Origin of the sequence: Streptomyces rugosispiralis (assembly GCF_024505145.1) — a bacterium.
Lineage (GTDB): Bacteria > Actinomycetota > Actinomycetes > Streptomycetales > Streptomycetaceae > Streptomyces > Streptomyces rugosispiralis.
In genome coordinates this window covers 704,023-729,094 of sequence record NZ_JANIAA010000001.1, presented here as the reverse complement: position 1 = coordinate 729,094, position 25,072 = coordinate 704,023, and the positions used below count along the sequence as shown (strand labels likewise).

23 protein-coding genes are annotated in these 25,072 nt (G+C 72.6%); 8 read left to right on the top strand and 15 right to left on the bottom strand.

Annotation, left to right across the window (positions count from 1 at the left end; all coding sequences use genetic code 11):
* Position 1 precedes the first annotated feature (1 nt).
* From NP777_RS03300 to NP777_RS03265, 8 genes are all read right to left on the bottom strand, one after another.
* Positions 2 to 1,240, bottom strand: coding sequence for a S1 family peptidase (locus NP777_RS03300; protein WP_256648467.1), 1,239 nt, complete (start codon positions 1,238 to 1,240; stop codon positions 2 to 4).
* Positions 1,241 to 1,350: 110 nt separating this feature from the next.
* Positions 1,351 to 2,376, bottom strand: coding sequence for an ABC transporter ATP-binding protein (locus tag NP777_RS03295; RefSeq protein ID WP_256648466.1), 1,026 nt, complete (start codon positions 2,374 to 2,376; stop codon positions 1,351 to 1,353).
* Positions 2,373 to 3,431, bottom strand: coding sequence for an ABC transporter ATP-binding protein (locus tag NP777_RS03290; protein ID WP_256648465.1), 1,059 nt, complete (start codon positions 3,429 to 3,431; stop codon positions 2,373 to 2,375). The genes NP777_RS03295 and NP777_RS03290 overlap by 4 nt, the downstream gene beginning before the upstream one ends.
* The gene (locus tag NP777_RS03285; protein WP_256648464.1) at positions 3,409 to 4,332 is read right to left on the bottom strand and encodes an ABC transporter permease; all 924 of its coding nucleotides are present in this window, start codon (positions 4,330 to 4,332) and stop codon (positions 3,409 to 3,411) included. Before NP777_RS03285 ends, NP777_RS03290 begins: the two co-directional genes overlap by 23 nt.
* The gene (locus NP777_RS03280; protein ID WP_256648463.1) at positions 4,329 to 5,348 is read right to left on the bottom strand and encodes an ABC transporter permease; all 1,020 of its coding nucleotides are present in this window, start codon (positions 5,346 to 5,348) and stop codon (positions 4,329 to 4,331) included. The genes NP777_RS03285 and NP777_RS03280 overlap by 4 nt, the downstream gene beginning before the upstream one ends.
* The gene (locus tag NP777_RS03275; protein ID WP_256648462.1) at positions 5,345 to 6,934 is read right to left on the bottom strand and encodes an ABC transporter substrate-binding protein; all 1,590 of its coding nucleotides are present in this window, start codon (positions 6,932 to 6,934) and stop codon (positions 5,345 to 5,347) included. The genes NP777_RS03280 and NP777_RS03275 overlap by 4 nt, the downstream gene beginning before the upstream one ends.
* A 366-nt stretch (positions 6,935 to 7,300) precedes the next feature.
* Positions 7,301 to 8,254, bottom strand: a complete 954-nt coding sequence (locus tag NP777_RS03270) for a DsbA family oxidoreductase (protein WP_256648461.1) — start codon at positions 8,252 to 8,254, stop codon at positions 7,301 to 7,303.
* A complete protein-coding gene (locus NP777_RS03265) occupies positions 8,251 to 8,661 on the bottom strand; it encodes an RrF2 family transcriptional regulator (RefSeq protein WP_037959306.1) in 411 nt (136 codons plus the stop codon). Before NP777_RS03265 ends, NP777_RS03270 begins: the two co-directional genes overlap by 4 nt.
* A 96-nt stretch (positions 8,662 to 8,757) precedes the next feature.
* On the opposite strand from NP777_RS03265, the gene NP777_RS03260 reads away from it, so the two are divergent.
* On the top strand, positions 8,758 to 9,264 hold the full coding sequence (locus tag NP777_RS03260) for a cupin domain-containing protein (RefSeq protein WP_256648460.1): 507 nt from the start codon (positions 8,758 to 8,760) through the stop codon (positions 9,262 to 9,264).
* A gap of 109 nt (positions 9,265 to 9,373) precedes the next feature.
* Positions 9,374 to 9,610, top strand: coding sequence for a hypothetical protein (locus NP777_RS03255; protein ID WP_256648459.1), 237 nt, complete (start codon positions 9,374 to 9,376; stop codon positions 9,608 to 9,610).
* A 25-nt stretch (positions 9,611 to 9,635) separates the two neighbouring features.
* Here the strand turns inward: NP777_RS03255 and NP777_RS03250 are convergent, their stop codons facing one another.
* A complete protein-coding gene (locus tag NP777_RS03250) occupies positions 9,636 to 10,232 on the bottom strand; it encodes a helix-turn-helix domain-containing protein (protein ID WP_256648458.1) in 597 nt (198 codons plus the stop codon).
* 88 nt (positions 10,233 to 10,320) lie between these two features.
* Between NP777_RS03250 and NP777_RS03245 the strand changes: the two genes are divergently transcribed.
* Positions 10,321 to 10,968, top strand: a complete 648-nt coding sequence (locus NP777_RS03245) for a class I SAM-dependent methyltransferase (RefSeq protein WP_256648457.1) — start codon at positions 10,321 to 10,323, stop codon at positions 10,966 to 10,968.
* Positions 10,969 to 11,012: 44 nt separating this feature from the next.
* Here the strand turns inward: NP777_RS03245 and NP777_RS03240 are convergent, their stop codons facing one another.
* The 3 genes from NP777_RS03240 to NP777_RS03230 all read right to left on the bottom strand — a co-directional run bounded on the left by NP777_RS03240 (position 11,013) and on the right by NP777_RS03230 (position 14,047).
* The gene (locus tag NP777_RS03240; RefSeq protein WP_256648633.1) at positions 11,013 to 12,065 is read right to left on the bottom strand and encodes an acyltransferase family protein; all 1,053 of its coding nucleotides are present in this window, start codon (positions 12,063 to 12,065) and stop codon (positions 11,013 to 11,015) included.
* A gap of 214 nt (positions 12,066 to 12,279) precedes the next feature.
* Positions 12,280 to 12,981 (bottom strand): dihydroxyacetone kinase subunit DhaL, encoded by a 702-nt coding sequence (gene dhaL, locus NP777_RS03235; RefSeq protein ID WP_256648456.1) that lies wholly within the window; start codon positions 12,979 to 12,981, stop codon positions 12,280 to 12,282.
* Positions 12,982 to 13,048: 67 nt separating this feature from the next.
* Positions 13,049 to 14,047, bottom strand: coding sequence for a dihydroxyacetone kinase subunit DhaK (locus tag NP777_RS03230; protein WP_256648455.1), 999 nt, complete (start codon positions 14,045 to 14,047; stop codon positions 13,049 to 13,051).
* 314 nt (positions 14,048 to 14,361) lie between these two features.
* On the opposite strand from NP777_RS03230, the gene NP777_RS03225 reads away from it, so the two are divergent.
* The 3 genes from NP777_RS03225 (at position 14,362) to NP777_RS03215 (ending at position 17,840) form a co-directional block, all read left to right on the top strand.
* A complete protein-coding gene (locus tag NP777_RS03225) occupies positions 14,362 to 15,369 on the top strand; it encodes a 1-aminocyclopropane-1-carboxylate deaminase (RefSeq protein ID WP_256648454.1) in 1,008 nt (335 codons plus the stop codon).
* Between the two features lie 207 nt (positions 15,370 to 15,576).
* Positions 15,577 to 16,374, top strand: coding sequence for an SDR family oxidoreductase (locus NP777_RS03220; RefSeq protein ID WP_256648632.1), 798 nt, complete (start codon positions 15,577 to 15,579; stop codon positions 16,372 to 16,374).
* Positions 16,375 to 16,667: 293 nt separating this feature from the next.
* The gene (locus tag NP777_RS03215; protein ID WP_256648453.1) at positions 16,668 to 17,840 is read left to right on the top strand and encodes a sialidase family protein; all 1,173 of its coding nucleotides are present in this window, start codon (positions 16,668 to 16,670) and stop codon (positions 17,838 to 17,840) included.
* 31 nt (positions 17,841 to 17,871) lie between these two features.
* On the opposite strand, the gene NP777_RS03210 is transcribed toward NP777_RS03215, so the two are convergent.
* Complete coding sequence (locus NP777_RS03210) at positions 17,872 to 18,489, bottom strand: TetR/AcrR family transcriptional regulator (RefSeq protein ID WP_256648452.1); 618 nt, start codon at positions 18,487 to 18,489, stop codon at positions 17,872 to 17,874.
* A 79-nt stretch (positions 18,490 to 18,568) separates the two neighbouring features.
* Here NP777_RS03210 and NP777_RS03205 point away from each other — a divergent pair, with 79 nt between their 5' ends.
* Together NP777_RS03205 and NP777_RS03200 are read left to right on the top strand one after the other, a co-directional pair.
* Positions 18,569 to 20,119 (top strand): nitrilase-related carbon-nitrogen hydrolase, encoded by a 1,551-nt coding sequence (locus NP777_RS03205; protein ID WP_256648451.1) that lies wholly within the window; start codon positions 18,569 to 18,571, stop codon positions 20,117 to 20,119.
* Positions 20,120 to 20,440: 321 nt separating this feature from the next.
* On the top strand, positions 20,441 to 22,459 hold the full coding sequence (locus tag NP777_RS03200; RefSeq protein WP_256648450.1) for a spermine/spermidine synthase domain-containing protein: 2,019 nt from the start codon (positions 20,441 to 20,443) through the stop codon (positions 22,457 to 22,459).
* A gap of 94 nt (positions 22,460 to 22,553) precedes the next feature.
* Here NP777_RS03200 and NP777_RS03195 read toward each other — a convergent pair whose 3' ends face one another.
* Together NP777_RS03195 and NP777_RS03190 are read right to left on the bottom strand one after the other, a co-directional pair.
* Positions 22,554 to 23,621, bottom strand: a complete 1,068-nt coding sequence (locus NP777_RS03195) for a hypothetical protein (protein WP_256648449.1) — start codon at positions 23,619 to 23,621, stop codon at positions 22,554 to 22,556.
* A 261-nt stretch (positions 23,622 to 23,882) separates the two neighbouring features.
* The gene (locus tag NP777_RS03190; RefSeq protein WP_256648448.1) at positions 23,883 to 24,860 is read right to left on the bottom strand and encodes a D-2-hydroxyacid dehydrogenase family protein; all 978 of its coding nucleotides are present in this window, start codon (positions 24,858 to 24,860) and stop codon (positions 23,883 to 23,885) included.
* Positions 24,861 to 25,072 lie beyond the last annotated feature (212 nt).

Below are 25,072 nucleotides of genomic sequence, written 5' to 3'. Positions count from 1 at the left end.
ATCAGCCCTTGTCGGCCGCCCCACCGGCGCCGTCCGCGCCCGCGCCGTCACCGGCGGCCCCGGAGCCGTCAGCGGCGCCGCCGTCCGCCGCGCCACCATCGTCCGCCGCGCCGCCGCCTCCGGCCGCGCCGCCGTCCCCGATCTTCGCGCCGACCGCCTCCAGCGCGGTCGTCACCGGCTGGAAGAAGGTCTCACCGCCGGAGGTGCAGTCACCGCTGCCGCCGGAGGTCAGGCCGATGGCCTGGCCGTCCGCGCTGAACAGCGGGCCGCCGCTGTCGCCGGGCTCCGCGCAGACATCGGTCTGGATGAGCCCGCTGACCGTGCCCTCGGGGTAGTTGACCGTCGCGTCGAGACCGGTGACCGAGCCGTCGTTCAGCCCGGTGGTGCTGCCCATGCGCTGCACCTGCTGGCCCACCGTGGCCTCGCCCGCCCCGACAATGTCCACGGTCTGGTCGCCGGTGTTCACCGTGCTGGGGGCCTCGGTGTTGGCGTCGTCGTAGGTGACCAGCGCGAAGTCCCCGTCACCGGGGAAGGTGGCGTCCTGCACGGTGCCGATCGCCGCGCCGTTCTGCGCGTCCGACCACTGCTCGGCGGCCACGCCGCAGTGACCGGCGGTGAGGAACGCCGGGGCGCCGCTGTCCGTGGTGACGTTGAAGCCGAGCGAGCAGCGTGCGCCGCCGCCGAAGATGGCGTCGCCGCCCGCGACGAAGGGCTTGAACTCGCCCGTGGACTTCTTCAGGGTGGCCATGCCCTCGCCCAGCGACTTCACGGTGGACTCGAGAGTGTCCCACTTCGCCCCGGTGACCGTGGAGTCCGCGGTGACCCGCAGTTCATTGGTCTTGGGGTCCACCGACCAGGAGGTGCCCGGGATGGTCGCCTCGGTCTTGAGGGTCTTGGCGGCGGTCTGCAGCGCCTTGGTGCTGTTGTCGACCTTTCTGGCCACCGCCCCGGCGCTCTTGACCTGGACGTTCACATTGTTGTTGTCGCCCACGACATTGACGATGACCTGCTGCTTGTCCTTGTCGTAGTAGGCCCCGCCGAACGCCTCGCCCAGCCGTGAGGCGAGCTCCGCGGCGATGTCCGCCGCCGACGCGGCGTCCACCTTCTTGGGCTGGGCCGCCTCGGCCTTGTCGTCCTGTGAGGCGTTGGCGTTGGGCAGGATGATCGCGGCTGCCGCCACGGCGGCGGCCCCGGCCCCCGCGAACACGATCTTTCGCTTGGGTACCCGTTTATGGCTCAACTCATGACCTCCTGTTGGGGGGTTACGGGATCCGCTCATCCATGACGAGCACGACCCGGCAGTGGATACGGGCGGGGCATGAGTTGCGTTCAGCGCGATTTAGGAGATCTTTACGGGGCCGCCTTCAGCAGCCCGGTCTCCGGCGCCCCCTGTGCGATGACCGGGTCGGCGATCAGCTCACGCCACTCGGGCGCCCGGTGGCAGGCGGCCGTGCGCCCCCGGCCCACCGGGGCGGGTGCGGGCGCGGTGCGGCAGGCGTCGGTGACGAACGGGCAGCGGTGGGCGAAGACACAGCCCTCCCGTGCCGTCCAGCCGGGCGGTTCGGCCGACGGGCGCAGCGCCGCCGCGCCCGGCCCGCCCTCGGCCCGTACGCTCGGCGCGGAGGCGATGAGCAGCGCGGTGTACGGATGCAGGGGCCGGCCGAACACCTCCCGTACGGGCCCCTGTTCCACCACCCGGCCGCGGTAGAGCACCGCCACCCGGTCGGCGATGCCCGCCAGCGAGCTGAGGTCGTGCGAGATGACCACGACGGCCATCCCGCGCTCGGCGCGCAGCCGGTCCAGCAGCCGCAGCACCCGATTGCGGTTGGAGGCGTCCAGAGCGCTCACCGGTTCATCGGCGATCAGCACCCGGGGCCGGGTGACGATCGCCCGCGCGAGCAGCACCCGCTGGCGCTGACCGCCCGAGATGGCGCCCGGCAGCCGGTCGCCGAGGCGCGCCGCGTCCAGGCCCACCGTCTCCAGCGCCTCGTCCACGCGGGCGGCGATCTCCGTGTCGCCGATGTCCCCGGCCACGGTCAGCGGCTCGGCCACGGCCCGCCGCACCGTCAGCTCCGGGTCCAGCGCCCGCAGCGGATCCTGGAACGCGTAACTCAGCTGCCCCGAACGGCGGAACGCGCGCAGCGCCCGCCCCCGCAGCCCGGAGATCTCGCGCCCGTCGAAGACCACCCGGCCCGAGCGCGGAGGGACGAGGCCCACGGCCGTACGGGCCAGGGTGGTCTTGCCGGAGCCGGTCTCCCCGATGACCCCGACGATCTCCCCCTCGCCCACGGACAGCTCCACGCCATCGAGCACCGGCCGCGCGCCCCGCCGGCCGAAGGCCACGGTCAGCCCCGAGAGCTCCAGCAGCCCGCTCATACCGCCACCTCCCGGGTGCCGTGCGCACCGGCCCGCGACAGATCGAGCTCCTCGCCGCGGACACATCGCACCCGCCGCCCGTCGGCGGTCTGCCGCAGTGGCACCGGACCGCTGAGGCACTCGGGCGCGGCGAACGCGCAGCGGTCGGCGAACCGGCAGCCCGGCAGCCGCGCGCCCACCTCGGGCGGCGCGCCGGGAATCACCTCCAGCTCGCGCCGCTCCCAGTCGCCGACCGTGGCCACGCGCAACAGCGCCTCGGTGTACGGATGCAGGGGGTCGTTCAGCACCCGATCGGCCGGGCCGTCCTCGACCAGCTCCCCGGCGTAGGCCACCAGAACGCGGTCGCACACCTCGGCGATCACCGCCAGGTCATGGCTGACCAGCAGCAGCGCCAGATCCTGCTCGGCGCGCATCCGGGCCAGCAGCTCCAGGACCTCGGCCTGGACCACCACATCCAGCGCGGTGGTCGCCTCGTCGGCCACCAGCAGATCCGGTGCGCAGGCCACCGCCACGGCGATCAGCACCCGCTGCAGCATTCCGCCGGACAGCTCGTGCGGATGGCGCCGGGCCACCTCGGCGGGGTCGTGCAGCCCGACGGCGGCGAACAGCTCGACGGCCCGCGCGTCGGCCCGCGCCCGGTCAAGACCCAGCTTCACCCGCAGCACCTCGGTCAGCTGACGGCCCACGGTCAGCGAGGGGTTGAGATACGAGGCGGGGTCCTGGAAGACGGCGCCCACCCGGGTGCCCCGTACGCGGTCCCACTCCCGGCGGGACAGCCCGGTCAGCGCCTCACCGGCCAGTGTGATCTCGCCCTCGGACACCGCGCAGCCCGGCGGCAGCAGCCCGAGCACCGACCGGCAGATGAGGGTCTTGCCGCTGCCGGACTCGCCGACCAGGCCGACGGCCTCACCGCGGCCCACGGTGAACGACACATCGCGTACGGCCGTCAGCCGCCCGGACGAGACGGTGACGCCGAGCCCCTCGACCGACAGCGCGGCCGACGGATCAGTGGGCGCGCCGGGCGCGGCGGGGTCAGACGACGGGGAGTGCGGCATCGGCCCGCTCCTTGGTGGTGTCGGGGGAGTCCGAGATGGCGCCGGGGGAGCCTGTGGCCGGGTCCGGAGCGCCACCGGGCAGCAACTCCTCCGCCCCGGCGTCCCGTACGGCGTCGGCCAGCAGATTGAGCGCCCCGGCGGTGATGACGATCAGCGCGGCCGGGAACACCGGCGCCCAGATCTGCTGGGTGAGGAAGCCCAGATCGGTGGCGAGCATGCCGCCCCAGGTGGCGGCGGGCGGCTGCACACCGACCCCGAGGAAGGTCAGCGAGGAGACCACCAGCAGACAGGTGGCCAGCGCGTGGGCGGCCGTGACGATGACCGTCGGCAGGACCTTGCTCCAGATGTGGGTGCGCAGCACCCGCCCCACCGAGGCGCCGAACAGCTCGGCCGACTCCACGTACTGGGCGTGCCGCAGGCTCAAGGCGGCGGCGCGGGTCATCCGGAAGAACAGCGGGGCGTAGAGCACCCCGAGCGCCAGCATGGCCTGGTGCATCCCGTTGCCCAGCGCCCCCACCACCGCGATGGCGAACACGGTGAACGGGAGCGTCATCAGCGCGTCGACGGCGCGCTGCGCGAGCCACTCGCCCACCCGCCCCATCCACAGCGAGGCCAGCCCGGTCGGCACCCCGACCACCATCGCGGCGGCCACCGCCTCCACGGCGCCCGCCACCGAGCGGCCACTGCCCTCCAGCAGCCGGCTGAGCACATCACGGCCCAGATAGTCGGTGCCCAGCAGGTGGCCTGGGCCGGGGCCGCGCAGCATGTTCCGGGGGTTCTGGGCCAGCGGGTCATGGGGGGCGAGCCAGCCGCCGAACACCGCCAGCAGCGCGATGGCCAGCAGCACCAGCAGCGCCACCTTGGCGGAGGCCGGCCGCCACGCCCGTCGCAGGGTCCTCATCCGCGCGTCACCTCCCGGCGCCGGGCGGCCGGATTCAGCGCGAGCAGCGCCGCGTTGACGGCCACATTGACCACCAGCACCACCGCGATGGTCACCAGCAGCGTCCCCTGGATCACCGGGATGTCGTGCTGCTCCGCCGACTGCAGGGTGAGCTGGGCGAGTCCGGGCAGCGCGAAGATCTGCTGGGTGACCACCGCACCGCCGAGCAGCATCGGCACGCTCATCCCGAGCGCCGTCAGCGCGGGTCCGGCGGCGTTGCGCAGAGCGTGGCCGAACACCACCCGCCGGGCGGGCAGTCCGCGCATCACCGCGCCCGTCACATAGTTCTCCCGCAACGTCCCCACCAGCGAGGTGCGCAGCTGACGGGCGATGGCGGCGGCGGCCTCCAGGCTCAGCGCGAACGCGGGCATCACGGTGTACCGCAGCCACTGCGCGGGGTCCATGTCCAGCGGCACATAGCCACCGGACGGCAGCCACCCCAGCTTCAGCGAGAACACCGTGACCAGCGCGATGGCCACGACGAAACCGGGCAGGGTGCCGAGCAGCGCGCACAGCGCGGTGACCGCGCGGTCCAGCCGTCCGCCCGCCCTGAGCGCGGCGGCGACACCGGCGGCCCCGCCCAGCACCACGGCCATCAGCAGCGCGAGCCCGGCGATGGACAGATCCACCGGAATGGCCTGCCGGATGCTCGTGGTCACCGGGACCGTGGTGAACCACGAGCGGCCCAGGTCCCCGGTGAAGGCATGCGCGAGCCAGGACACGTACTGCTCCCACAGCGGCCGGTCGAGGCCGAACTCGTGGTTCATCCGGGCGATGTCGGCGGGCGTCGCCGTCTCGCCGAGCACGGCCGCCGCCGGATTGGCCCCGGAGAGCGCGCCGAGACCGAAGGTCAGCGCGGAGGACAGCAGGAACACCGTGCCCGCCGTGGCCAGGACCCGGCCGAGCGAGCGCGGCAGCCGGGCCGGGCGTACCGCCTTTCGGCGCGTGCGCGCGAGGTGCGTGGCCAGCGTGGTCATCCGGCCGTCACCCCCTCGAACCGCTGCACCACCGGGAGCGAGGGGATGGCGGAGACGGACGACGTACGGGCGAGGGCGCGCGGCACCGTATAGAGGAACACATTCGGCATCGTGCGCACCGCCATCGCGGTGGCCGCCCGCAGCACCTCCGGATAGCGCGGTGACTCCAGCGGGGTGCGGCGCACCGCGGCCACGGCCGCGTCCAGTTCGGGCGTGGTACGGCGGGAGGGGTTCATCAGACCCTCCGCGCCGAAGAGCACCTGCATCGCCTGTACCGGTGACTCCCGCCCGGCGAACTGGTCGATGTACAGGGCGCGGGAGTGCTGGACGTACACCACCTGCGACGTCCGCCCCTCGGGGATGACCTCGATCCGGGCCCGGAACCCGACGCGGTTCAGCTGAGCCTGCAACTGCTCGGGCGCGCCCTGCGGCTGGGCGGTGGTGATGGTCACCTGGACGCCGTCGTGGTATCCGGCCTCGCGGAGCAGCGCGCGTGCCCGCTCCGGATCGTGCCGGTACACCGCGCCGAGCGACGGGTCGAAGCCCGTGTAGCCCGGCGGGAAGGGCTGATGGTCCACCTCGCCATGGCCGAACTGCTCACTGTCCAGCAGGGCTTGGCGGTCCACCGCGTACTTCAGGGCCTTGAGGACGGCGGGGTCGTCGAAGGGCTTCATGGCGGTGTTCACATCCAGGACGCGCACCACCATCGACGGGATGAGCTGCACCGTGAAACCGGCCTCCCGCGCCGCCTCGACCTGGCTGAACGGGATCTGGGCCACATTGAGCCGCCCGGACTGGAGCGCGGCGAGCGCCGTGGTCTCATCGGGCTTGGGAAACGCCTCGAACCGCTCGACGGCGATGTGCCCGGCGTTCCAGTAGCCGGGGTCGCGGCGCAGGCTCGCCATGGAGTTCTGGGTGTACGACACCAGCCGGAACGGACCGTGGCCGACCGGCCTGGTGGCCAGCCGCGCCTCGTCCTTCCCGAACGCGGTGGGGCTCACCACCATGCCGGTCTTCCCGGCCAGCAGCGCGGGCAACTGGTAGTCGGCCTCGGTGAGTTCGAGGACCACGGTGTGCGGGTCGGTGGCCCGTACCGTGTCGATGGTGGTCAGCTGGGAGGCGATCAGGGACTTGGGGTGGTTCTTGCCGCGTTCGAGGCTCTTCTTGACGGCTTCGGCGTTCACCGGTGTGCCGTCGGAGAACCGCAGGCCCCGGCGGAGGGCGAAGGTGAGCCGCCGGCCGTCGTGGGAGTAGCGCCAGGAGGAGGCGAGCGCGGGCTTGGCGCCGCCCTCGGCGTCGAGTTGGGTCAGCCCGGAGTAGACGAGCGAGAGCAGATGGACATCCCAGCCCTTGGAGGAGAACACCGGGTCCCAGGTGGAGGGCAGGTCCCAGCCCCAGCGCAGGGTCTCGCCCCCGCCGCCCGCGCCGGTGGTCGCCACCCCGCCGCAGGCGGCCAGCAGCAGGGAGCCACCCGCCCCCAGGGCCAGCCCGAGCACGGAGCGCCGGTCCGGTGCGGGGACCGGTGCGGGGCCCGGTGGCGGATCGGGCGGACGGCGGACGGGAGGTGGCGGGGCGGCGGGAGTCATGGCTGGACGTCGCCTTTCGTGGTGTCAACTGCCCCCGGACGGCCAGGATTTACGGCCCAGCACGGCAGCGAGGGCGCGCGGACGGGCAGCGGTCCTGAAGGCCGGAAGCGATGAGGTCCGGGGAGGAAACGAGGAAAACCAGGGGATACGAGCGGCATGGGGCGCTCGGGACGCGGCGGATCGTGGCGGAACGCGGCGATCGCGGAACGGGAAAGAGGCGATCAGCGACAGATGGCGCTGGCGGTGCGCCGGAAGTCCACGTATCGGCACACCACACCGGGGTGCGTCGTCAGCATGTGTCCATGGTGAGGGGCGAGGACCGGCGAAGTCAATGGACACCTTTTTGTGTCTCATTCGCCAAGACGGCTACGACCTGGGACTTTTCGGCTCCGCGGCGGCGATGAGCGCCGGATGGCCGGCGGCCTCGTCCGGGTGCAGCCACAGCGGCCCGCCCGCCGTGTCGACCCGTACGGCCGTGCGCGGGGGAGTGGACCCGCCCGTCAGCAGCGACAGATCGGGCCCGGTCAGGCTGCGGTACGCGACCAGGGCCGCCTCGGGGCCGATCGGTGCCGCCTCCCAGAGCTGACGGGGAGCCACCGTGCGCAGCGCCGTCAGATACTCGGTCATGCTCCGCCACCCCGGCGCGGCCACGCGCCCGCCGGGGCCGGAGAACACCAGCGTGGGCAGCGCGTAGCGCACCCCGTCGTCGGTTTCCTTCACCCCCGTGCCATGCGGCCCCGGGGCGTGGAAGGCGCACGCCTCCGGGATGGGGTCGCGGGCCTCGGCGTGGTCCCGCCGGACCGCCGCCACCACCTCCGGGTCGCCCATCTCCGCGCCCAGCCGCCCCACATCGACACCGTCGAGTCCGGCCAGGGCGCCGAGCGCCCGCTCCGCCGTATCGGCCGGAGTGCCCAGCACGAAGGTGGTCTCGCGCAGCCGCCGCAGCACCCGCTCCGCGGCCGTCGCGCCCTGCCGCTCGGCCGCCTTCGCGGCGAGCGAGGCCGGCCGGCTGGTGGCCGCCACCCAGTGCAGCCGGTGGGCGCAGGGCGCCCGGGTATGGCGGGCGATATCGGCGACATAGCGGCCGTACCAGGCGGTCTCCGCGGCCGGATCCGGTGCCGGATCGTCGTCCTCGTCGAAGAGGATGCCGAACACCCGGCGCCAGCGGGCCCGCCCCGCGGTGAGCGCCCGCAGCAGGCGGAACGCGGGCTCGGAACCCCATGCCCACGGGCAGGCCGGATCGGTGTACTCCACGATCTCGACGACCCCGTCGCCGTCCGCCTCGGGGCTCCGGGGCGGGTCGGGGCGTACGGACGTCATGCGGCCAGCCGTTCGCGGACCAGATCGCTCAGGGCGGTGGAGGTCAGCACCTGGCGCACATGGTCCTCCATCCCGCGCCACACCCCGGGCAGCCCGGCCGCCGGGCCGCGGTAGCCGAGGTCGTCCAGCCGCTCGCCGCGCAGCGTCAGGAACGCCCCGTCCACCGCGAGCACGATGTCCGCGAGCGTGGTCTCGGCGGGGTCGCGGGCGAGCCAGTAGCCACCCTCGCAGCCACGCTGGCTGCGCACCAGACCGGCCTGGCGCAGATCGCGGAAGACGGCCTTGAGGAACCGGAAGGGGATGTCCTGGGAGGTCGCTATCGCCTCGCAGGTGAGCGGCCTGCCGGTGTCCGCGGCCAGCTCCGCCAGCGCCCGGACCGCGTAGTCCGCCTTCGCCGAGATCTGCATACGGCCATTATGCAGGGTGGATTTCGCGGTGTTGTGCCTGGTGAGCGAAAGGACACCTGTTGACATCCATTGCCGGTGCTTTCTACGGTCGATGGCATGACGACGCCCGGCGGCGAACCCGCTCAGCAGCACGACGCGTTCCATCCGCATCTGAACGCCACCGCCCCCGACGGCCCGTTGCGGTCGCGTCTGCACCACATCCGCACCGAGGACGTCGACCCCGGCACCGCCCAGACCGAGGGCATGCGGCGGTTCGCCGCGATCAGCGGCCAGTCGGTGGGGTCCGAGCGGCTCTGGATGGGCCAGACCCATGTGGCGCCGGACACCGCCTCCGCCAACCACCACCACGGCGAGTCCGAGACGGCCATCTTCGTGGTGCGGGGCCACCCCGAGTTCGTCTTCGCCGAGGAGCGGGACGGACACGTCGAGGAGGTCCGGCTGCGCACCCGGCCGGGCGACTACATCTTCGTACCGCCCTATGTGCCGCACCGGGAGGAGAACCCGGACCCCGACGACGAGGCGGTGGTGGTCATCGCCCGCAGCACCCAGGAGGCCATCGTGGTCAACCTGCCGGAGCTGTATGTGCTGGAGGGCGGGGAGTAACCGGCCGCCCGCGCGGATGACCGATCGGACCGGCCGACCATGCATCCACCCGGCGCTCGTGGGTAATCGCCTCTGCTGTGCCCCCTCCATCGACGAAAGGAGCGGCATCGTGAGCGACGACCGGCGACCGGAGGAACGCGAGGAGCGGGGCGGGATCCCCAGGGACCTCCCCGACCAGCAGGCGCAGGAGGGGCCCGACCACCTGGACGTGGCGGGCGCCGGGCACGAACCGGACGATGTGGACGACATCCCCGAGACGGACGAGTCCGGCACCGGACGGCGGGGCAGGCCGCAGACCGGGAGCGTGCACCCCGAGCAGCCCGTCCCGGACGAGCCCTCGGGGTGAGCGCCCCGGGCGCGACGGGGGCGGGTCAGGTACCGGCGGGGCGGGCGCGGACATGGATGCGCTCGCCCTGCGCCCCGAACAGGGAGAGGAACTCCACCGGCTGGTCCCCGGCGTTGGCGAAGCCATGGGGGGTGCGGGTGTCGAATTCGGCGGCCTCACCGGCCGCGAGCACCAGATCGTGCTCGCCCAGCGCCAGCCGTAGCCGCCCGGAGAGCACATAGAGCCACTCATAGCCCTCGTGCACCCGCTGCTCCAGCGGTTCATCGCTCCTGCCTTGCGGCCGGGGCGGCATGATCTGCTTGTACGCGTGCAGCCCGCCCAGATAGCGGGTCAGCGGAATGAATGTCTGGCCGTGCCGGGTGAACGGCCGCGGATGGACCCGGGGGTCCCCGGTGGCCGGCGCCCCCACCAGCTCGTCCAGCTGCACTCCGTACGCCTTGGCCAGCGGCAGCAGCAGCTCCAGGGTCGGCTTGCGCTGCCCCGACTCCAGCCGGGACAGGGTGCTCAGCGAGATGCCCGTCGTCTCGCTGAGCTGGGCGAGGGTGGTGCCGCGGGTGCGCCGCAGCGCCCGCAGCCGGGGACCTACGGCGGTCAGCACCTCGGTGAGGTCTTCGTCAGCCATGCCTTCATTTGCCACCCCGGCAAAGAAGTTTGTCAAGTGGCCACGGCCGGACGCACTCTCTTGACCCAACGAAGGGAGCACATCCGACATGGCCACCAAGCCGCACGACATCTCGCCCGACACCACGCCCGGGGAGTTCTGGGACAACTTCTACGGCGCCGAGGACCGCGTCTGGAGCGGCCGGCCCAACGCCGCCCTGGTGCGCGAGGCCGCCGGGCTGACCCCCGGCCACGCACTGGACCTGGGCTGCGGCGAGGGCGCCGACGCCATCTGGCTCGCCCGGCAGGGCTGGCGGGTCACCGCCGTCGACGTCTCCCAGGTGGCCCTGGACCGCGGCGCCGGACACGCGGCGTCGGAAGGCGTCGGCGACCGCGTCGAATGGCAGCCGCACGACCTGTCCGTATCCTTCCCGGCCGGCACCTTCGACCTGGTCTCCACCCACTTCCTGCACTCCTGGCTCGAGCTGCCCCGGGAGCGGATCCTGCGCAGCGCCGCGGCCGCCGTCGCACCGGGCGGAGTGCTGCTGATCACCGGACACGCCGGATTCCCGTCCTGGGTGACGGACCCCGATCCGGACGTCCACTTCCCCACCCCCGAGGAGGTGCTCACCGGGCTGGACCTCGCGGACGGGGAGTGGGACGTCCTCGTCAGCGGGGTGCACGAGGAGAAGGTGACCGACCCCGAAGGAAATCCGGCCACCCGCACCGACAACACCGTGGAGGTCCGCCGCCGCTGACGGCGATGCCCGTTCGCCGACGAGGAAGCGCCTCGCCGCCCCTCTCAGGAAGTGGCTGACGAACCGGTGCGCCGGAACGCCCAGTCCATGCGTGGCTCCACCAGAGGGCGCAGGACCCGTCGCACCGGTTCCGTGCACAGTGCGGTGATCATGAGCACCGCGGCCGCCGTGACGGTGAGCTCCCCGAGCGGGGTGTGCAGCCACGGATGGTCGTACCAGTCCCAGAAGCGGGACGACTTGATGATGAAGCCGTGCAGCAGATAGCCGTACAGCGTCCCGGAGCCGAGCGTGGTGAACCAGGTCCTGCGCCCCGGCACCCAGGCCAGGAAGCAGGCCGTCAGCACCAGCGCCAGACCGAAGAGGGCGGGCGTGGTGAGCAGACCGGCCCAGGACGGTACGCCGTCCAGCTTGGCGACGCTCTTGCGGTGGTAGAACCACTCCGCGTCCATCCAGGGCGCCACCGCGTACGCCGTGCACAGGGCGAAGGCCGCCACCGGCAGGGCGACCAGCCGGGCCCGCCGGGTCCGCAGCCGGGTGAAGTGGTCGGGGCGCAGGGTGAGCCCGGCCACGAAGAAGGGGAGGAACGCCAGCACCCGCTGGAGGCCGAGATCCCCGCCGGCCTCCGGCGAGATCGAGGCCAGCGCCGCCACCGCGAGCGCGACCGGCACCGGATGGCGCAGCGCGAGCCACAGCGGGGTGGTGATCCGCCAGATGAACAGCGCGGCCAGGAACCACATCACATACCAGGGGTCGAGCAGGCTGATCGGATAGCCCGGATCGTCCTGCGCCCAGCGGTAGAAGAGCGTGTACGCCACCTCGAACACCACGTACGGCACCACGACGCCCGTGAGCAGCCGCTTCACCCGCCCCGGCGCCATGTCGAAACTCCGCGAGAAGTAGCCCGATATGAGGGCGAACGCGGGCATGTGGAACGCGTACACCGTCAGATAGATCGCGGTGGCCGCCCGGCTGCCGTAGGTGAGTGGCTCCCACGCGTGGCCACATGCCACCAGCACGATGGTGAGGTACTTCGCGTTGTCGAAGTACGGGTCGCGCGTCCGGCCTCCGGACGCGCCGCCATCGCGCGGCCGTGGCATGGCCGGTGGCGTGGTCACACGGGCGGCGGTCTCCTGCTGCACAGATTCTCCCGGACACCTTCGATCGAGCCGACAGTCGAATCCTGGTCGTCTGCCCCGCTCTGCTCCTCTCATGCGACCAGGATCCGGATCCCAGTACGTGCGGACCGGCCGCGGCGTTCACCGGCGGGCGGCACCTCCCGGGGATCCCCGGCCGGCCTCGGCCTTCCTGCCTTCAGGACACGGGGAGCCGGCTGAGCGAGGTGAGCTCGGCGTGTGCGGAGGCGAACAGCAGGGCCACGGCCAGGGCGCCCGGGTCGGGGACGCCGCGCGAGTGGTCGCCGGTGTAACTGGCCCGCCCGCGGCGGGCGCGCAGATCGGTCGTGGAACGGGCACCCCGGTGGGCCGCCACCGCGGCCACATGGAGCGCGTGCGCGGGGTCGGCGGTGGGTTCGCAGGAGGCGAGGGCCCGCGCGGCGGGGACGAGGGCGTCCACCATCGTCTTGTCGCCCACCTCGGCCTCGCCGACCCGCTGGATCGCGGCCGCGCCCGCGGCGGTGCCGAGGGCCAGCGCCGAGGTCCCCGGCGGGTCCGCGGCCATCCCCAGCGCGTCCGCGAGCTCCTGGAAGAGCAGCCCGAACAGGGGGCCGCTGGTGCCGCCCACGTCGTCGAGGAAGACCCGCGCGGCAGCGTCCAGCGGTGCGTCCGGGCCCCGCCGGTCCCGCTCGCCGTTCCCCGCGCCCGCCGCCAGGGCGTCCAGCGCGCGGCGGACACCGTCCATCCCGGTGACGAGATTGGCGCCGAAGTCCCCGTCGCCCGCCTTCTGGTCGAGCGCGGTGAGCTCGGGCTCCACGGAACGTACGGTGGCGGCGAACCGCGTCATCCAGTCCATGACGGCGGTGTGGGTGAGGCCCTTGGGGCCGGGCTGGTCGGGCATGGGCGGGGCAACTCCTCGGGGCGGTGGCGGGGTCACAGGGGCCGGCGGGGGAGAGGGGCCGGACGGATCACAGGGGCCAGGCGGGGGTGCGGGCGGGGGCGTCCCACAGCCGCAGCGCCTCCGCGTCGGTGGCGAACAGGGTCAGCGAGAAGCCCCGCATGTCCAGGGCGCTCACGAAGGTGCCGGTCAGGGAGCGGTCGAGGCCGACACCGCGGTCGTCCAGGGCCTTGGCGACCGCGTGGCGGATGCCGTACAGCTCCAGCGAGGTGATCGAGCCCAGCCCGTTGACCAGGGCGAGCACCCGTGTCCCGGTGCTGTCCGGCAGCGCGGCCAGCAACTGGTCGGTCATGGTCTCGATCAGCTTGCCGAGCGGTGCGTGCGGGGTGGTCCCCTCGGCCCGCTCGCCGTGGATGCCGACCCCGAACTCCAGGACGTTGTCGGGCAGGGTGAAGGCCGGTGTCCCGGACTGGGGCGTGGTGTGGGCGGCCGCGGCGACGGCGAGACTGCGGGCCCGCCGGGTCACATCGGTACCGAGCGCGACCAGGTCCTCCAGGCCCCGCCCCTCGTCGGCCGCGGCGCCGAGGATCTTCTCGACGATCAGGGTGGCGCCGGTGCCGCGGCGGCCGACCGCGATGTCGTCGGAGTCGGTGGCGAGGTCGTCGTCGATGAGGACCCGGGCGCAGCGGATGCCCTCGTGGGCGAGGCGCTCGGCGGCGATGCCGAAGTTGATGCGGTCGCCGGTGTAGTTCTTGACGATGTGCAGCACCCCGTCGGCCCGGGCGACCGCCCGGCTGGCCTCGAAGATCTGCCGGTTGTGGGGCGAGGCGAAGATCCGGCCGGGGCAGGCGGCGTCCAGCATCCCCGTACCGAGGAAACCGGAGTGCAGCGGTTCATGGCCGGAGCCGCCGCCCGAGACCAGCCCGACGCGGCGGGCGGGCGCGATGTGGCGGGTGTGGAAGTACCCGTGGTCGGGGTTGTAGGCGACGAGATCGGCATGGGCGGCGGCGAAGCCCGCGAGCGCGTCGGGAACGAGAGACTCGGGCGAGTCGCGGAAGTACTGGGGCATGGTCTCGGCTCCCTGGGCGAGTGGGGCGGACGGGTGGGCTCGGCGGTCGAGCGCCGTCTCGGCGGTACGAGGGCTCAGGCACAGATAGTCGCCGCGTCCCGGCGGCAGGGTGCTCAGGCTGGACAGCAGCGGGACTCCAACGGCCTACTGGCATACGCCGGTCGGGTACTGACGGGGGCGGCCGGGGAGGGTTCGGCGCGTGTCCCGACGGGACGCGCGTGTCCCGACGGGACGGTGGAGCGGAATCGTGTGCCGAGGGGGAGGGGCGGGGTAGGGATCGGCGGACATCCGGCACCACCCACAAGGAGTCACCCATGTCCCTCGATGACTTCGAGCGCCACCCCCTGCTGTTCGGCCCCAGCCCGATCCACCCCCTGGACCGGCTGAGCGAGCGTCTCGGCGGGGCGCGCGTCTGGGCCAAGCGCGAGGACTGCAACAGCGGACTGGCCTTCGGCGGCAACAAGACCCGCAAGCTGGAGTACCTCGTGCCCGACGCGCTCCGGAAGGGCGCGGACACCCTGGTGAGCATCGGGGGTGTGCAGTCCAACCACACCCGCCAGGTCGCCGCGGTGGCGGCGAAGCTGGGGCTGAAGGCCGTCCTGGTGCAGGAGAGCTGGGTGGACTGGCCCGACTCCGTCAATGACAAGGTGGGCAACATCCTGCTCTCCCGGCTCATGGGCGCGCGGGTGAAGCTGGTCGACGCCGGATTCGGCATCGGCTTCAAGGACAGCTGGAGCCAGGCCCTGGAGGACGTCCGGGCCGCGGGCGGCACGCCGTATCCGATCCCCGCCGGGGCCTCGGACCATCCGCTGGGCGGTCTGGGCTTCGCCAACTGGGCGCGGGAGGTCCAGGAGCAGGAGCGGGAGCTGGGGGTCTTCTTCGACACCATCGTGGTGTGCAGCGTCACCGGCTCCACCCAGGCGGGCATGATCGCGGGCTTCGCGGGCCAGGACCGCCCCCGCCGGATCCTGGGCATCGACGCCTCCGCGAAACTGGCCGAGACCCGTGCCCAGGTGGAGAAGATCGCACGCGAGACCGCCGGTCTGATCGGCCTCGGCCGGGAGCTGCGCGATGCGGAGATCACCGTGCTGGAGGGCTGGGCCGGGGACCTCTACGGCATCCCGGTCGATTCCACCATCGAGGCGATCCGGCTCACCGGAAGCCTGGAAGGGGTGATCCTCGACCCGGTCTACGAGGGCAAGTCCATGGCCGGGCTCATCGACCTCGTCCGCGACGGCGACATACCCAAGGACTCCAACGTGCTCTACGCCCACCTCGGCGGCCAGCCCGCGCTCAACGCCTACAGCGGCGCCTTCCACTGAGAAGTCCGCCGAGAGGTCCAGTGAGAAGCCCACTGAGAAGTCCGCCGAGAAACCCACTGAGCACTGAGAAGTCCGCCGAGAAGTCCGCCGAGAAGGAAGGACGGGGGCGATAGGCGGCCTCCGCCGGGGTACCCGATCCACACCCCGGGCCACGCGACCCCGTGGCCTCCCCACCCCACGTAAGACCAGGGAGCCTGGGTGACGGATATGAACACCGGGAACGACCGGCACACCGGAGACACCGCGCCCTCCTACGGCCCGCTGTCGGGCTGCGTGGCGCTGGTGACCGGCGCGTCCAGCGGTATCGGAGCGGCCACCGCCGTGGCGCTGGCCCGGCAGGGAGCCGATCTCGCACTGGTGGCCCGCCGTACCGAACGGCTGGAGGACCTGGCCGCCACCGTCCGGAAGGAGGGCCGCTCCTGCGCCGTCCTCACCGCCGATCTGCGGGACACGGCGCGGGCCCGCCAGTGTGTCGAGGACGCCGTCGAGCAGTGCGGACGGCTCGACGTGCTGGTGAACAACGCCGGCTTCGCGGTGCCCGGCAAGGTCGAGGAGAGCGACCCCGAGGGCTGGGAGCGGATGCTCGACCTCAACGTCAGGGCCGTGCTGCACATCTCCCAGCAGGCGCTGCCGCATCTGCTGCGGACGGCGTCCGACGGCCCGCGCGGGGTGGCGGACCTGGTGAACGTCAGCTCGGTGGCCGGCCGGCTGGTACGGCCCGGCAACGGCGTCTACTCGGCATCCAAACACGCGGTGGGCGCCTTGAGCGAGGCGATGCGCCATGAGGTGACCGCCCGCGGTGTCCGGGTGGGGCTGGTCGAGCCGGGCGTGGTCGCCACGGAGCTGACGGCCGACAGCGCGGTCGCCACCGCCGCGCGCGGCATGCCGCGCGAGTCCTGGCTGCACCCCGAGGACATCGCCCGCGCGATCGCCTTCATGGTGACCCAGCCCTCGCACGCCGCCGTCAACGAGATCATGGTGCGCCCCACCGCCCAGGAGCACTGACCACCCCGCCCCGACCGCCCCGTTACACCACGGCGTAACGGAGCGCAGGCGTGCGCCGCCCTCGGCCCGGTGCCCCGGCCGAGGGCGGTACCGGTCCTGGGCACTTCGTGGAAGCGCGGGCCCCGTCCCGTCCCCGCCCCGGCCCGCGCGGAAGCCTGCGCGAGGGATTTACAACGTTGGAAATTCTCTCTAGCGTTGCGCCACGCAGGGCCCGGGGCGCCACGCAGGGCCCGGGGCGCCACGCAGGGCCCGGGCCCCTCTCCCCCTTCACCACTCCTCCCGAGGGAGCGTGCATGACCACGCCGTACCGAAGACACCTCCTGCCCACCCTGCTGACCCTCCTGGCCGTCCTGGGCGCGCTCCTGGCCGTGCAGGCGCCCCCGGCCGCGGCCGCCTCCGGGACCCTGCTGCGCGACGGCACCGGCCTCTACCCCCGCGCCCTGCGCCTCCAGCACAACGGCGCCGCCAACGGCCGCGTCCTCGCCTCGGTGGTCACCTTCCGTGGCTCGGACGGGCTCGGTGCCATCTACGAGAGCACCGACGACGGCGCCACCTTCCGGCAGGTGGGCGAGGTGGCCGACCCCGAGGCGTCCGGTGGACAGGGCGAATGCTGCGCCACCCTGTACGAACTGCCGCGGGCCGTCGGATCCATGCCCGCCGGGACCCTGCTGTGGGCGGCCTCCATCGGTCAGGACGAGCCGGACCGCCGGATGGCCATCCGGGTCTTCCGCAGCAACAACCAGGGCCGCACCTGGTCCTATCTGTCCACCGTGGCCACCGCCCCCAACACCAGGGGGCTGTGGGAGCCCGAGTTCTCCATCGACTCCAGCGGACGGTTGGTGGCCCACTACTCGGACGAGACCGACCCCGCGCACAGCCAGAAGCTGGTCGCCGCCCGCAGCGCGGACGGGATCACCTGGACGGGCCACCACGCCACCGTCGCCAGCAACCTCGCCTCCGACCGGCCCGGTATGCCCATCGTGCGCAAACTGCCCGACGGCCAGTACTTCATGGCATACGAGATCTGCGCCGCCCAGGGGCAGTACTCATGCGTGGTCCACTACCGGACCTCGTGGGACGGCTGGAACTGGGGCGACCCCGCGCACCTCGGCTACCGTCCCGAGACCGCCGACGGGAAGTACTTCACCCATACGCCGAACCTCGCCTGGGCCCCTGAACCCGGAAACCCCCGGGGCAAGCTGTTCCTCGTCGGCCAGGTCCTGAACAACGCCGACGGCACCACCGCCGCCGGCAGCGGTGCCACCGTCTGGACCAACAGCAACGGCGGCACCGGAGCCTGGCGTTCGATCTCCGCGCCGGTGCGGGTGGATTCCAAGGTGGTCGACTGGTGCCCCAACTACAGCTCGGCGCTGCTGCCCTCGGCGGACGGCAGCCGGGTGCTGGAGATCGCCACGGACTACGTGGGCACCGTGTGCAAGCCGTTCTACGCCACCGGGAGGAGCTGACCCGGTGAACGCCCGCTGAGCGGCGCGGCGTTCACCCGGCCGGGGATCCCCCGTCCGGCCGTTCGGGGCCGGCGCCCAGCATGGTGCGTACGACTGTCTCCACCAGGGCGTCGGCCTCGGCGCGCGTCGGTGTGCCGAGCTGTTCGTCGAGCAGCAGTGTGCTCAGCCCGTGGACGAGGGCCCAGAGCCCGACCCGCAGTGGCTTGCGCCGCTCCGGTTCCGCGACGACCGCGATGCGCTCCGCCACGATGGCGATCGCGGCGTCGGAGGCGGCGATGGTGTCGGGGTGGCTGCTGCACGCCTGCCCGAACATCAGGCGGTACACCCCGGGGTGGTCCAGCGCGTAGTCCACCGCCGCGCACGCCATGGCGATGACCTCGGCGTCGGGGTGCTCCCCGGGGGCGACCCCGGCGAGGCGTTCGCCCAGTTCCGTGAAGCCCCGGGTGGCGAGGGCGGCGAGCAGCGCCTCCTTGTCGCGGTAGTGGCGGTAGGGGGCGTTCGGGGAGACCCCGGCGTGCCGGGCGACCGCGCGCAGCGACAGCTCACCCGGGCCCTCGGTGTCGAGGAGCGCCAGAGCGGAGTCGAGCAGGGCCGCCCGCAGATCCCCGTGGTGGTATCCCGAACCAGTGGATGTTGACAGTGTCCACACCTCCATCCTTCAATGTGGGCATCGTACACATCGATGCGGGCCGGTCCATGGGGACGCGGCCCGCGCACAGGAGTGCCCGATGACCGAACGACTCGCCCCGCCCGCTCAACGCCCCTGGCTGTGCCTGTGGGCCGGCGCCGCGGCGTCCCTGCTGTCGGTCGGCGGCCGGTTCGACGTGCCCCTGGCCGCATGGGTGGCGCCGCTGCTCCTCCTCCGCTTCCTGCGCCACACCCGCCCGCTCGTGGCCCTGCCCGCGGTGTTCGCCGTGACGGTGGCCTCGGCCGCGGTGTGGATGGCCGAACTCGCCGTGCCCATCACCTGGCTCACCTTCCTGGGCGACGTGGCCTTCGGAGTGGCCTACGGGCTGCCGTATGTGGTCGACCGGCTGCTCGGCCCGCGCGCCGGCACCCTCGGCCGGGTGCTGCTGTTCCCGGCCGCGGCCATGTCCGTGGAATTCCTCCTCGGCACCTACGGCCCGTTCGGCACCGCGTACGGCATGCGGGCCGCGTCCCAGCACACGAGTACCGCACTGCTGCAGATCACCGCGCTGACCGGGCCGTATGTCATCGCCTTCGTCATCGGGGCGGGAGCGACGGTCGGCAATCTGGTCTGGGAGCGGGGGCCGCACCGGTCCGCGCCGCGCTGGGCCGCCGCCTACGCCACGGCCGTCGCGCTGATCGTCGTCGGCGGTCAGCTCCGCACGATGTCCACGGACGCGGGCGGCGCCACCGTCAAAGTGGCCGGCGTCAATCCGAGCCACGCGGCCATCGACGCCGAGACGGCGGTGCACGGCGCCTCCCGGCTCGCCGTCACCGACCCGCGCCGCGTCGACCGGGCCGATGTGCGCCGGGCCATGCGGCCGCTCCTCGACGACCTCTTCCGCCAGACCGCGCGGGCGGCCGCGGCCGGTGCGCGGATCGTCGTCTGGTCGGAGAACGCCGCGCGGGTGGCCGACGAGGACCACCGCGCGTTCCTGCGGCAGGCATCGGCGACCGCGGACGCGCACGACGTCTATCTCCTGGTGGCCGACCTGACCTATCTGCCGGACGCGCCCCACGGCAGGGACGAGACCCATCTCTTCGGCCCCGACGGCAGGAAGCTGTGGGACTACGAGAAGGCCCGGCCCATCCCCGGGCTCGAGATCTACACCCCCGGCGACGGCCATGTGCCCGTCGTCGACACCCCGTACGGCCGGCTGGCGAACGTCATCTGCTACGACGCCGACTTCCCGGCGGGCAACCACATCGACGCCGACATCGTCTTGGTCCCCGGCGGCGACTGGCCCGAGATGGGGCGCACCCACACCGCCATGGCCGGACTGCGCGCGATCGAGAACGGCTACGCGCTGGTCCGGCAGGACTTCAACGGTCAGTCCAGCGCCTACGACGCCACCGGACGGCTGCTGTCCACGCAGGACACCACCACCGACGCGGGCGTCTGGTACGCCGACGTTCCCGTCCACGGCTCGCGCACTTTGTACTCCCGCACCGGCGACATCGTCTCCTGGAGCGTGCTCGCCGGCACCGTGGCCGCGGCGGTGGTTCTCGCCAGGCGCACCCGGCGCCACCCCGCTCCGCCATCCGGGTCCGCCTCCGCCGCGCGGGCGTCCGCCGTTGGCCCGAGCAGGTGACGGACACCGGCCGGGCCATGACTCGAACGCCGTACGGCGGTGGCCGGGGGAGCGGACCCCGGACACCTGGCACGGTGTGACCACCCCACCCCGTACGGCCGTCGCACCGCACCCCGAGCCACGCCGCTGACCTGCACCGACGGCCGCGGCGGTGGTGCGGTGGCGGGGCATCGCGCGGCCGGAAGACGAGCGGCCGGGGCCACTTTCCGATGCGCCGGACGCCCGCCATCCGGCCGACGGCACGGGCCGTGCGGGTGCTCGACCTGCCCCGTCCCGGATGACAGCGTGGCCGTCATGGAGCACAGCCCAGGACCGCAAAACGTGCGCGCGAGGCTGCTGCTGGCCAGCGCCACCATGCTCTTCGTCGAGCTGGCGCTGATCCGGTGGACCGGCGCCAATATCGTCCATCTGAGCTATTTCTCGAACTTCATCCTCTTGGGCTCGTTCCTCGGGATCGGCCTGGGATTCCTGCTGCCCGCCGACCGTGGGCAGTGGCTGACCCGCTGGACGCCCGTCCCGCTCGCCGTTCTCGTCGTGCTGGTGCGCGAGTTCCCCGTGCAGGTGCGGCAGACCAGCGGCGAGGTCATCTACTTCACCGCCGTGAAGACCACCGGTCTGCCCCAGTGGGTGACCCTGCCGGTGCTCTTCGGGCTGACCGCGCTGATCATGATGGCCATCGGCAAGATGACGGCCGATCAGTTCCGTCGGCTGCCCTCGCTGGAGGCGTACCGCTTCGACCTGCTGGGCTCGCTCACCGGCTCGGTGTCCTTCGCGCTGCTGTCCTGGCTGCGCGCACCGTCGGTGGTGTGGGGGGTGATCGCCGCGGTGGCGCTGCTGACCCTCGGCGGCCGCCGCAACACCATCAGGTACTCGGTGCCGCTCGCGCTGATGGTGGCCATCCTCGCGCTGGAGACGGCGGCCAGCGGCATCTCCTGGTCCCCGTACTACAAGATCGAGGTCACCAGGCCGACCTCCGGCAGCCGCGACTACAAGATCTCCGCCAATGGCGTACCGCACCAGTCCATCGCCCCGCTGAAGGTGCTCAGACGCCCCGACTCCCCGTACGAGCAGCCCTACCGCGAGACCCCGCGCAACTCCCACCGCCGGGTGCTGGTCATCGGGGCGGGCAACGGCAACGACGTGGCGATGGCGCTCGCCCACGGTGCCCAGTCGGTGGACGCCGTGGAGATCGACCCCCGGCTCCAGGAGATCGGCGCGTCCCTGCACCCGGCCCGGCCCTACGCCAACCCCCGGGTACACGTGCACATCAACGACGGCCGGGCCTTCCTCGAGCGCACCAAGACCCGCTACGACCTGGTCGTCCTCGCCCTGCCGGACTCCCTGACCCTGGTGTCGGGCGCGAGCAACCTGCGCCTGGAGAGCTATCTGTTCACCCGGCAGGCGTTCGAGGCGGCACACCGCCACCTCGCCCCCGGCGGCGCGTTCGCCATGTACAACTACTACCGGCAGAACTGGCTGATCGACCGGTTCGGCTCCACGCTCACCTCCGTCTTCGGCCACGCCCCCTGCATCACCCACTACGGAGGCAAGAAGGCGGCCATCCTGGTGGCCGGTGTCACCTCCGGCGACCAGTCCTGCACCGCCTCCGTGTGGCGCCCCTCCGGCCCGGTGCCCGCGGCCGCCAGCGACGACCATCCCTTCCCGTATCTGCTGCACCGCACCATCCCCACCCTCTACATCGGGGTGCTCGGCGCGATCCTGCTGGTGACGCTGGTGTCGGTTCGGCTGACCGGGGTCCGGCTGAGGCGCACCGCCCGATACGTGGACATGTTCCTGCTCGGCGCGGCGTTCATGCTGCTGGAGACCAAGAACGTGATCGGGTTCGCCCTCTACTTCGGCACCACCTGGCTGGTCAACGCGATGGTTTTCGCGGGGGTGCTGCTCGCCGTGCTGTGCGCGGTGGAGGTCCGCCGCAGGCTGCGCCGGGTCAATCAGCTGGTGCTGCAACTGATGCTCTTCTCCAGCCTCGCCATCGCCTGGCTGGTCCCGTCCCATGTGGTGCTGGGGCTGCCCTTCGCCCCCCGGCTGGCCGCCGCGATCGCGCTGGCCTTCGCCCCCATCTTCTGCGCCAACCTCATCTTCTCCGACCGGCTGGCGGCGGCCGCCGACCCCACGTCGGCGTTCGGCGCCAACCTGCTGGGCTCCCTGTTCGGCGGCACCCTGGAGTATCTGGCCCTGCTCACGGGCTATCAGGCGCTGCTGCTGGTGGTGGCGGTGCTGTACGCGGGTGCCTGTGTGGCCATGCGCTTCACCCGCCGCGGTCCCGGCGACGTCGCCACCCAGGAACCCCTCAGCGTGCAGACGGCACCACGCCCCTGAGCGTTCCCTCCCCAGCCGCCCCCGGCCGCCCTCCGGCCGGGGGCGGCCGCGCGCGTGGCGCGAGCCGCCGGATGCGTGGCGCGGGCCGCCGCGGTCACTCGAACATGACGTAGTCCGGGCGCGGCCGCAGGGCCAGCACCTCCTCCGGCGTCATCAGCCGGCTCCCCTCGGTGTCCTCCTCGTAGAAGAGCTTGAAGCCGGTGCGCACCCCCTCGGGCTGGTTCCTGACCAGCTGCCGCCAGGTGTCCCGCTTCATCCCCGGCGAACCTATGCCGTCCGCGCTCTTGATGAGCACCACACCGGGCTGCGGGCGCAGCGCGGACTGGTCGCGGACGACGGAGACGGCCACCTGGTGGAAGACGAGCGGCTTCTGCGGCAGGTCGTGTTCGTCGACGATCCCGGAGAGATAGCGGGCCACGTCGGTGAGCTCCTGGCCGCTGGTGTGGCCGTAGGTGTTGCCCGGCACCTCGCCCGGACCCATCTCCCACTCCGGGTCCAGGGCTATGCCGACATCGGGGTGGACCAGCCATTCGCGCAGTGCCTTGACCTCGCCCAGGACCGGGGCCCGGCCCGGCTGGATGTTCAGCAGCAGCAGGGCACGGTGGCGCTTGGCCGCGTCGTGGAAGCGGCGGATCGTGTCGGGGGAGGTGCGTGAGCGGTAGGTGCCGTCGGGGCCCGCGCTGCTGTTGGCGACGGTCGCGAGGAGTTCGAGCACCGGCTGCGGTTCACGGTCCGAGGCGTAGGCGCGGGCGGTCTTCTCGATCTGCCGCACCTGGTCGTCGAGGTCCCCGATGCCGAGCCGGCCGAGCGCGGCGGCGCCGGGCAGCCCGCAGTAGCCCACCAGCCGGTAGCGGGACAGCTCCCGGCCGCCCCGCGGCAACTCGGGCCGCGGTTTGGGGGTGGGGGAGGGCTTGGACGGGGTGGCGGACGGTGAGCGCTCCGCCTTCGCGGACCCCTGCGGGTCAGCTCCGGAGGTGGAGCCGGCCGACTCCTCGCCGCAGCCGGCGAGCAGGCCGAGCCCGGCCGCCGCGGCCACCGAGAGCATGCCGCGCCGGGTCGGTGGCGGGGTTCCCGAACCTCCGCCGCCGTCGCCGTGCCGCAGGGCGTCCCGCCCGGCCGATGCCCCGTCGGTCGTCGGCTTTCCGGATGTGCTGTGAGCCACGTTCCCTCCGTCCGCGGTGCCGGGTCGGTGGACCGGGCACCGGTCTGTTGTGCGGGCCGATGGGTTGTCCGTGCCAGGCAGCCTGTCCGGTATGACGAAGGCGAAACGGAATAGTGTCCACCGGGCGGAGGGCATGCGTCGCTTTCAGTCCGGGCAGACGAAACAGTGGTGGGTACGGGACGTTCGAACGAGGTCGGCGAGGTCGCCGACCGGCTTCAACGCGTCCCCGAAAAGGCCCCGTTGGCGCTTCTCGGGGTCGAGTCAGCCGGCCGGAGCGGGCGGGCTCAGCCGGCGGATCGGCGCGCCCTGAAGATAGGCGCTGATGTCCTCCACCACTTCCCGGTAGAACCGCTCGTAGTTGGCCCGGGTGACATAGCCGAGATGCGGAGTGGCCAGCAGATTCGGCAGCGTACGGAACGGATCGCCCGGCGGCAGCGGCTCCCGCTCGAACACATCGACCCCCGCGCCCGCGATCCAGCCGTCCCGCAGCGCCCGCGCGAGCGCGGCCTGGTCCACGATGGCGGCGCGGGAGGTGTTCACCAGGAGCGCCGTGGGACGCATCCGCCGCAGCTCCGGCGCGCCCAGCAGCCCCCGGGTGCGGTCGCTGAGCACCAGATGCACCGAGACGATGTCACTGGTCTCCAGCAGTTCCTCCTTGGAGTCCGCCGCCCGGACCCCCTCCGCCTCCGCGCGCCCGGCCGTCAGGTTCTCGCTCCAGGCGGCCACCTCCATGCCGAAGGCCCGGCCGACCCGTGCCACCTGGGTGCCGATCTTGCCGAGACCCAGCAACCCCAGACGGCGGCCGTGCAGATCGGTGCCGACGGTGCTCTGCCACGGTCCGCCGTCCCGCAGCGCCGTGCTCTCCGGCACCAGATGGCGGGCGAGCCCCAGGATCAGCGCCCAGGTGAGCTCGGCGGGTGATTGCGAGCCGCTGCCCGTGCCGCACACGGTGACGCCGTGGCGGGCGGCGGCCTCCAGGTCCACCGACGCATTGCGCATCCCCGTGGTGACCAGCAGCTTCAGCCGTGGCAGCCGGGCGAACAGCGACGCGGGGAAGGGGGTGCGCTCCCGCATGATGACCACGATCTCGCAGTCCCCGACCGCCTCGGCCACCGCGTCCTCACCGGCGATGTACTCATGGACCGGCACCACGTCCACCGCGTCGAGCACCCCCGACCAGTCGGCCGCCGACAGCGCCACGTCCTGATAGTCGTCGAGCACGGCGCAGCGCAATTTCATGGGGCTACCTCGACTACCTCGGTTTCCTCGGACAGGTACGGTGTTTCTACCACCCGTGTGAAGCCACCGCGGAAACGGGGGCCTGACACGTCGTCACCGCGTTTGCGGCGCCACCCTTCCGGATGACATCCGCCGCGCGGGCGTGGTGGCGCAGACGTGTTTTTTCACCGAAAGTTGGCCTCTCATGGGGTGCTGAGACATGTGTGGTTGTT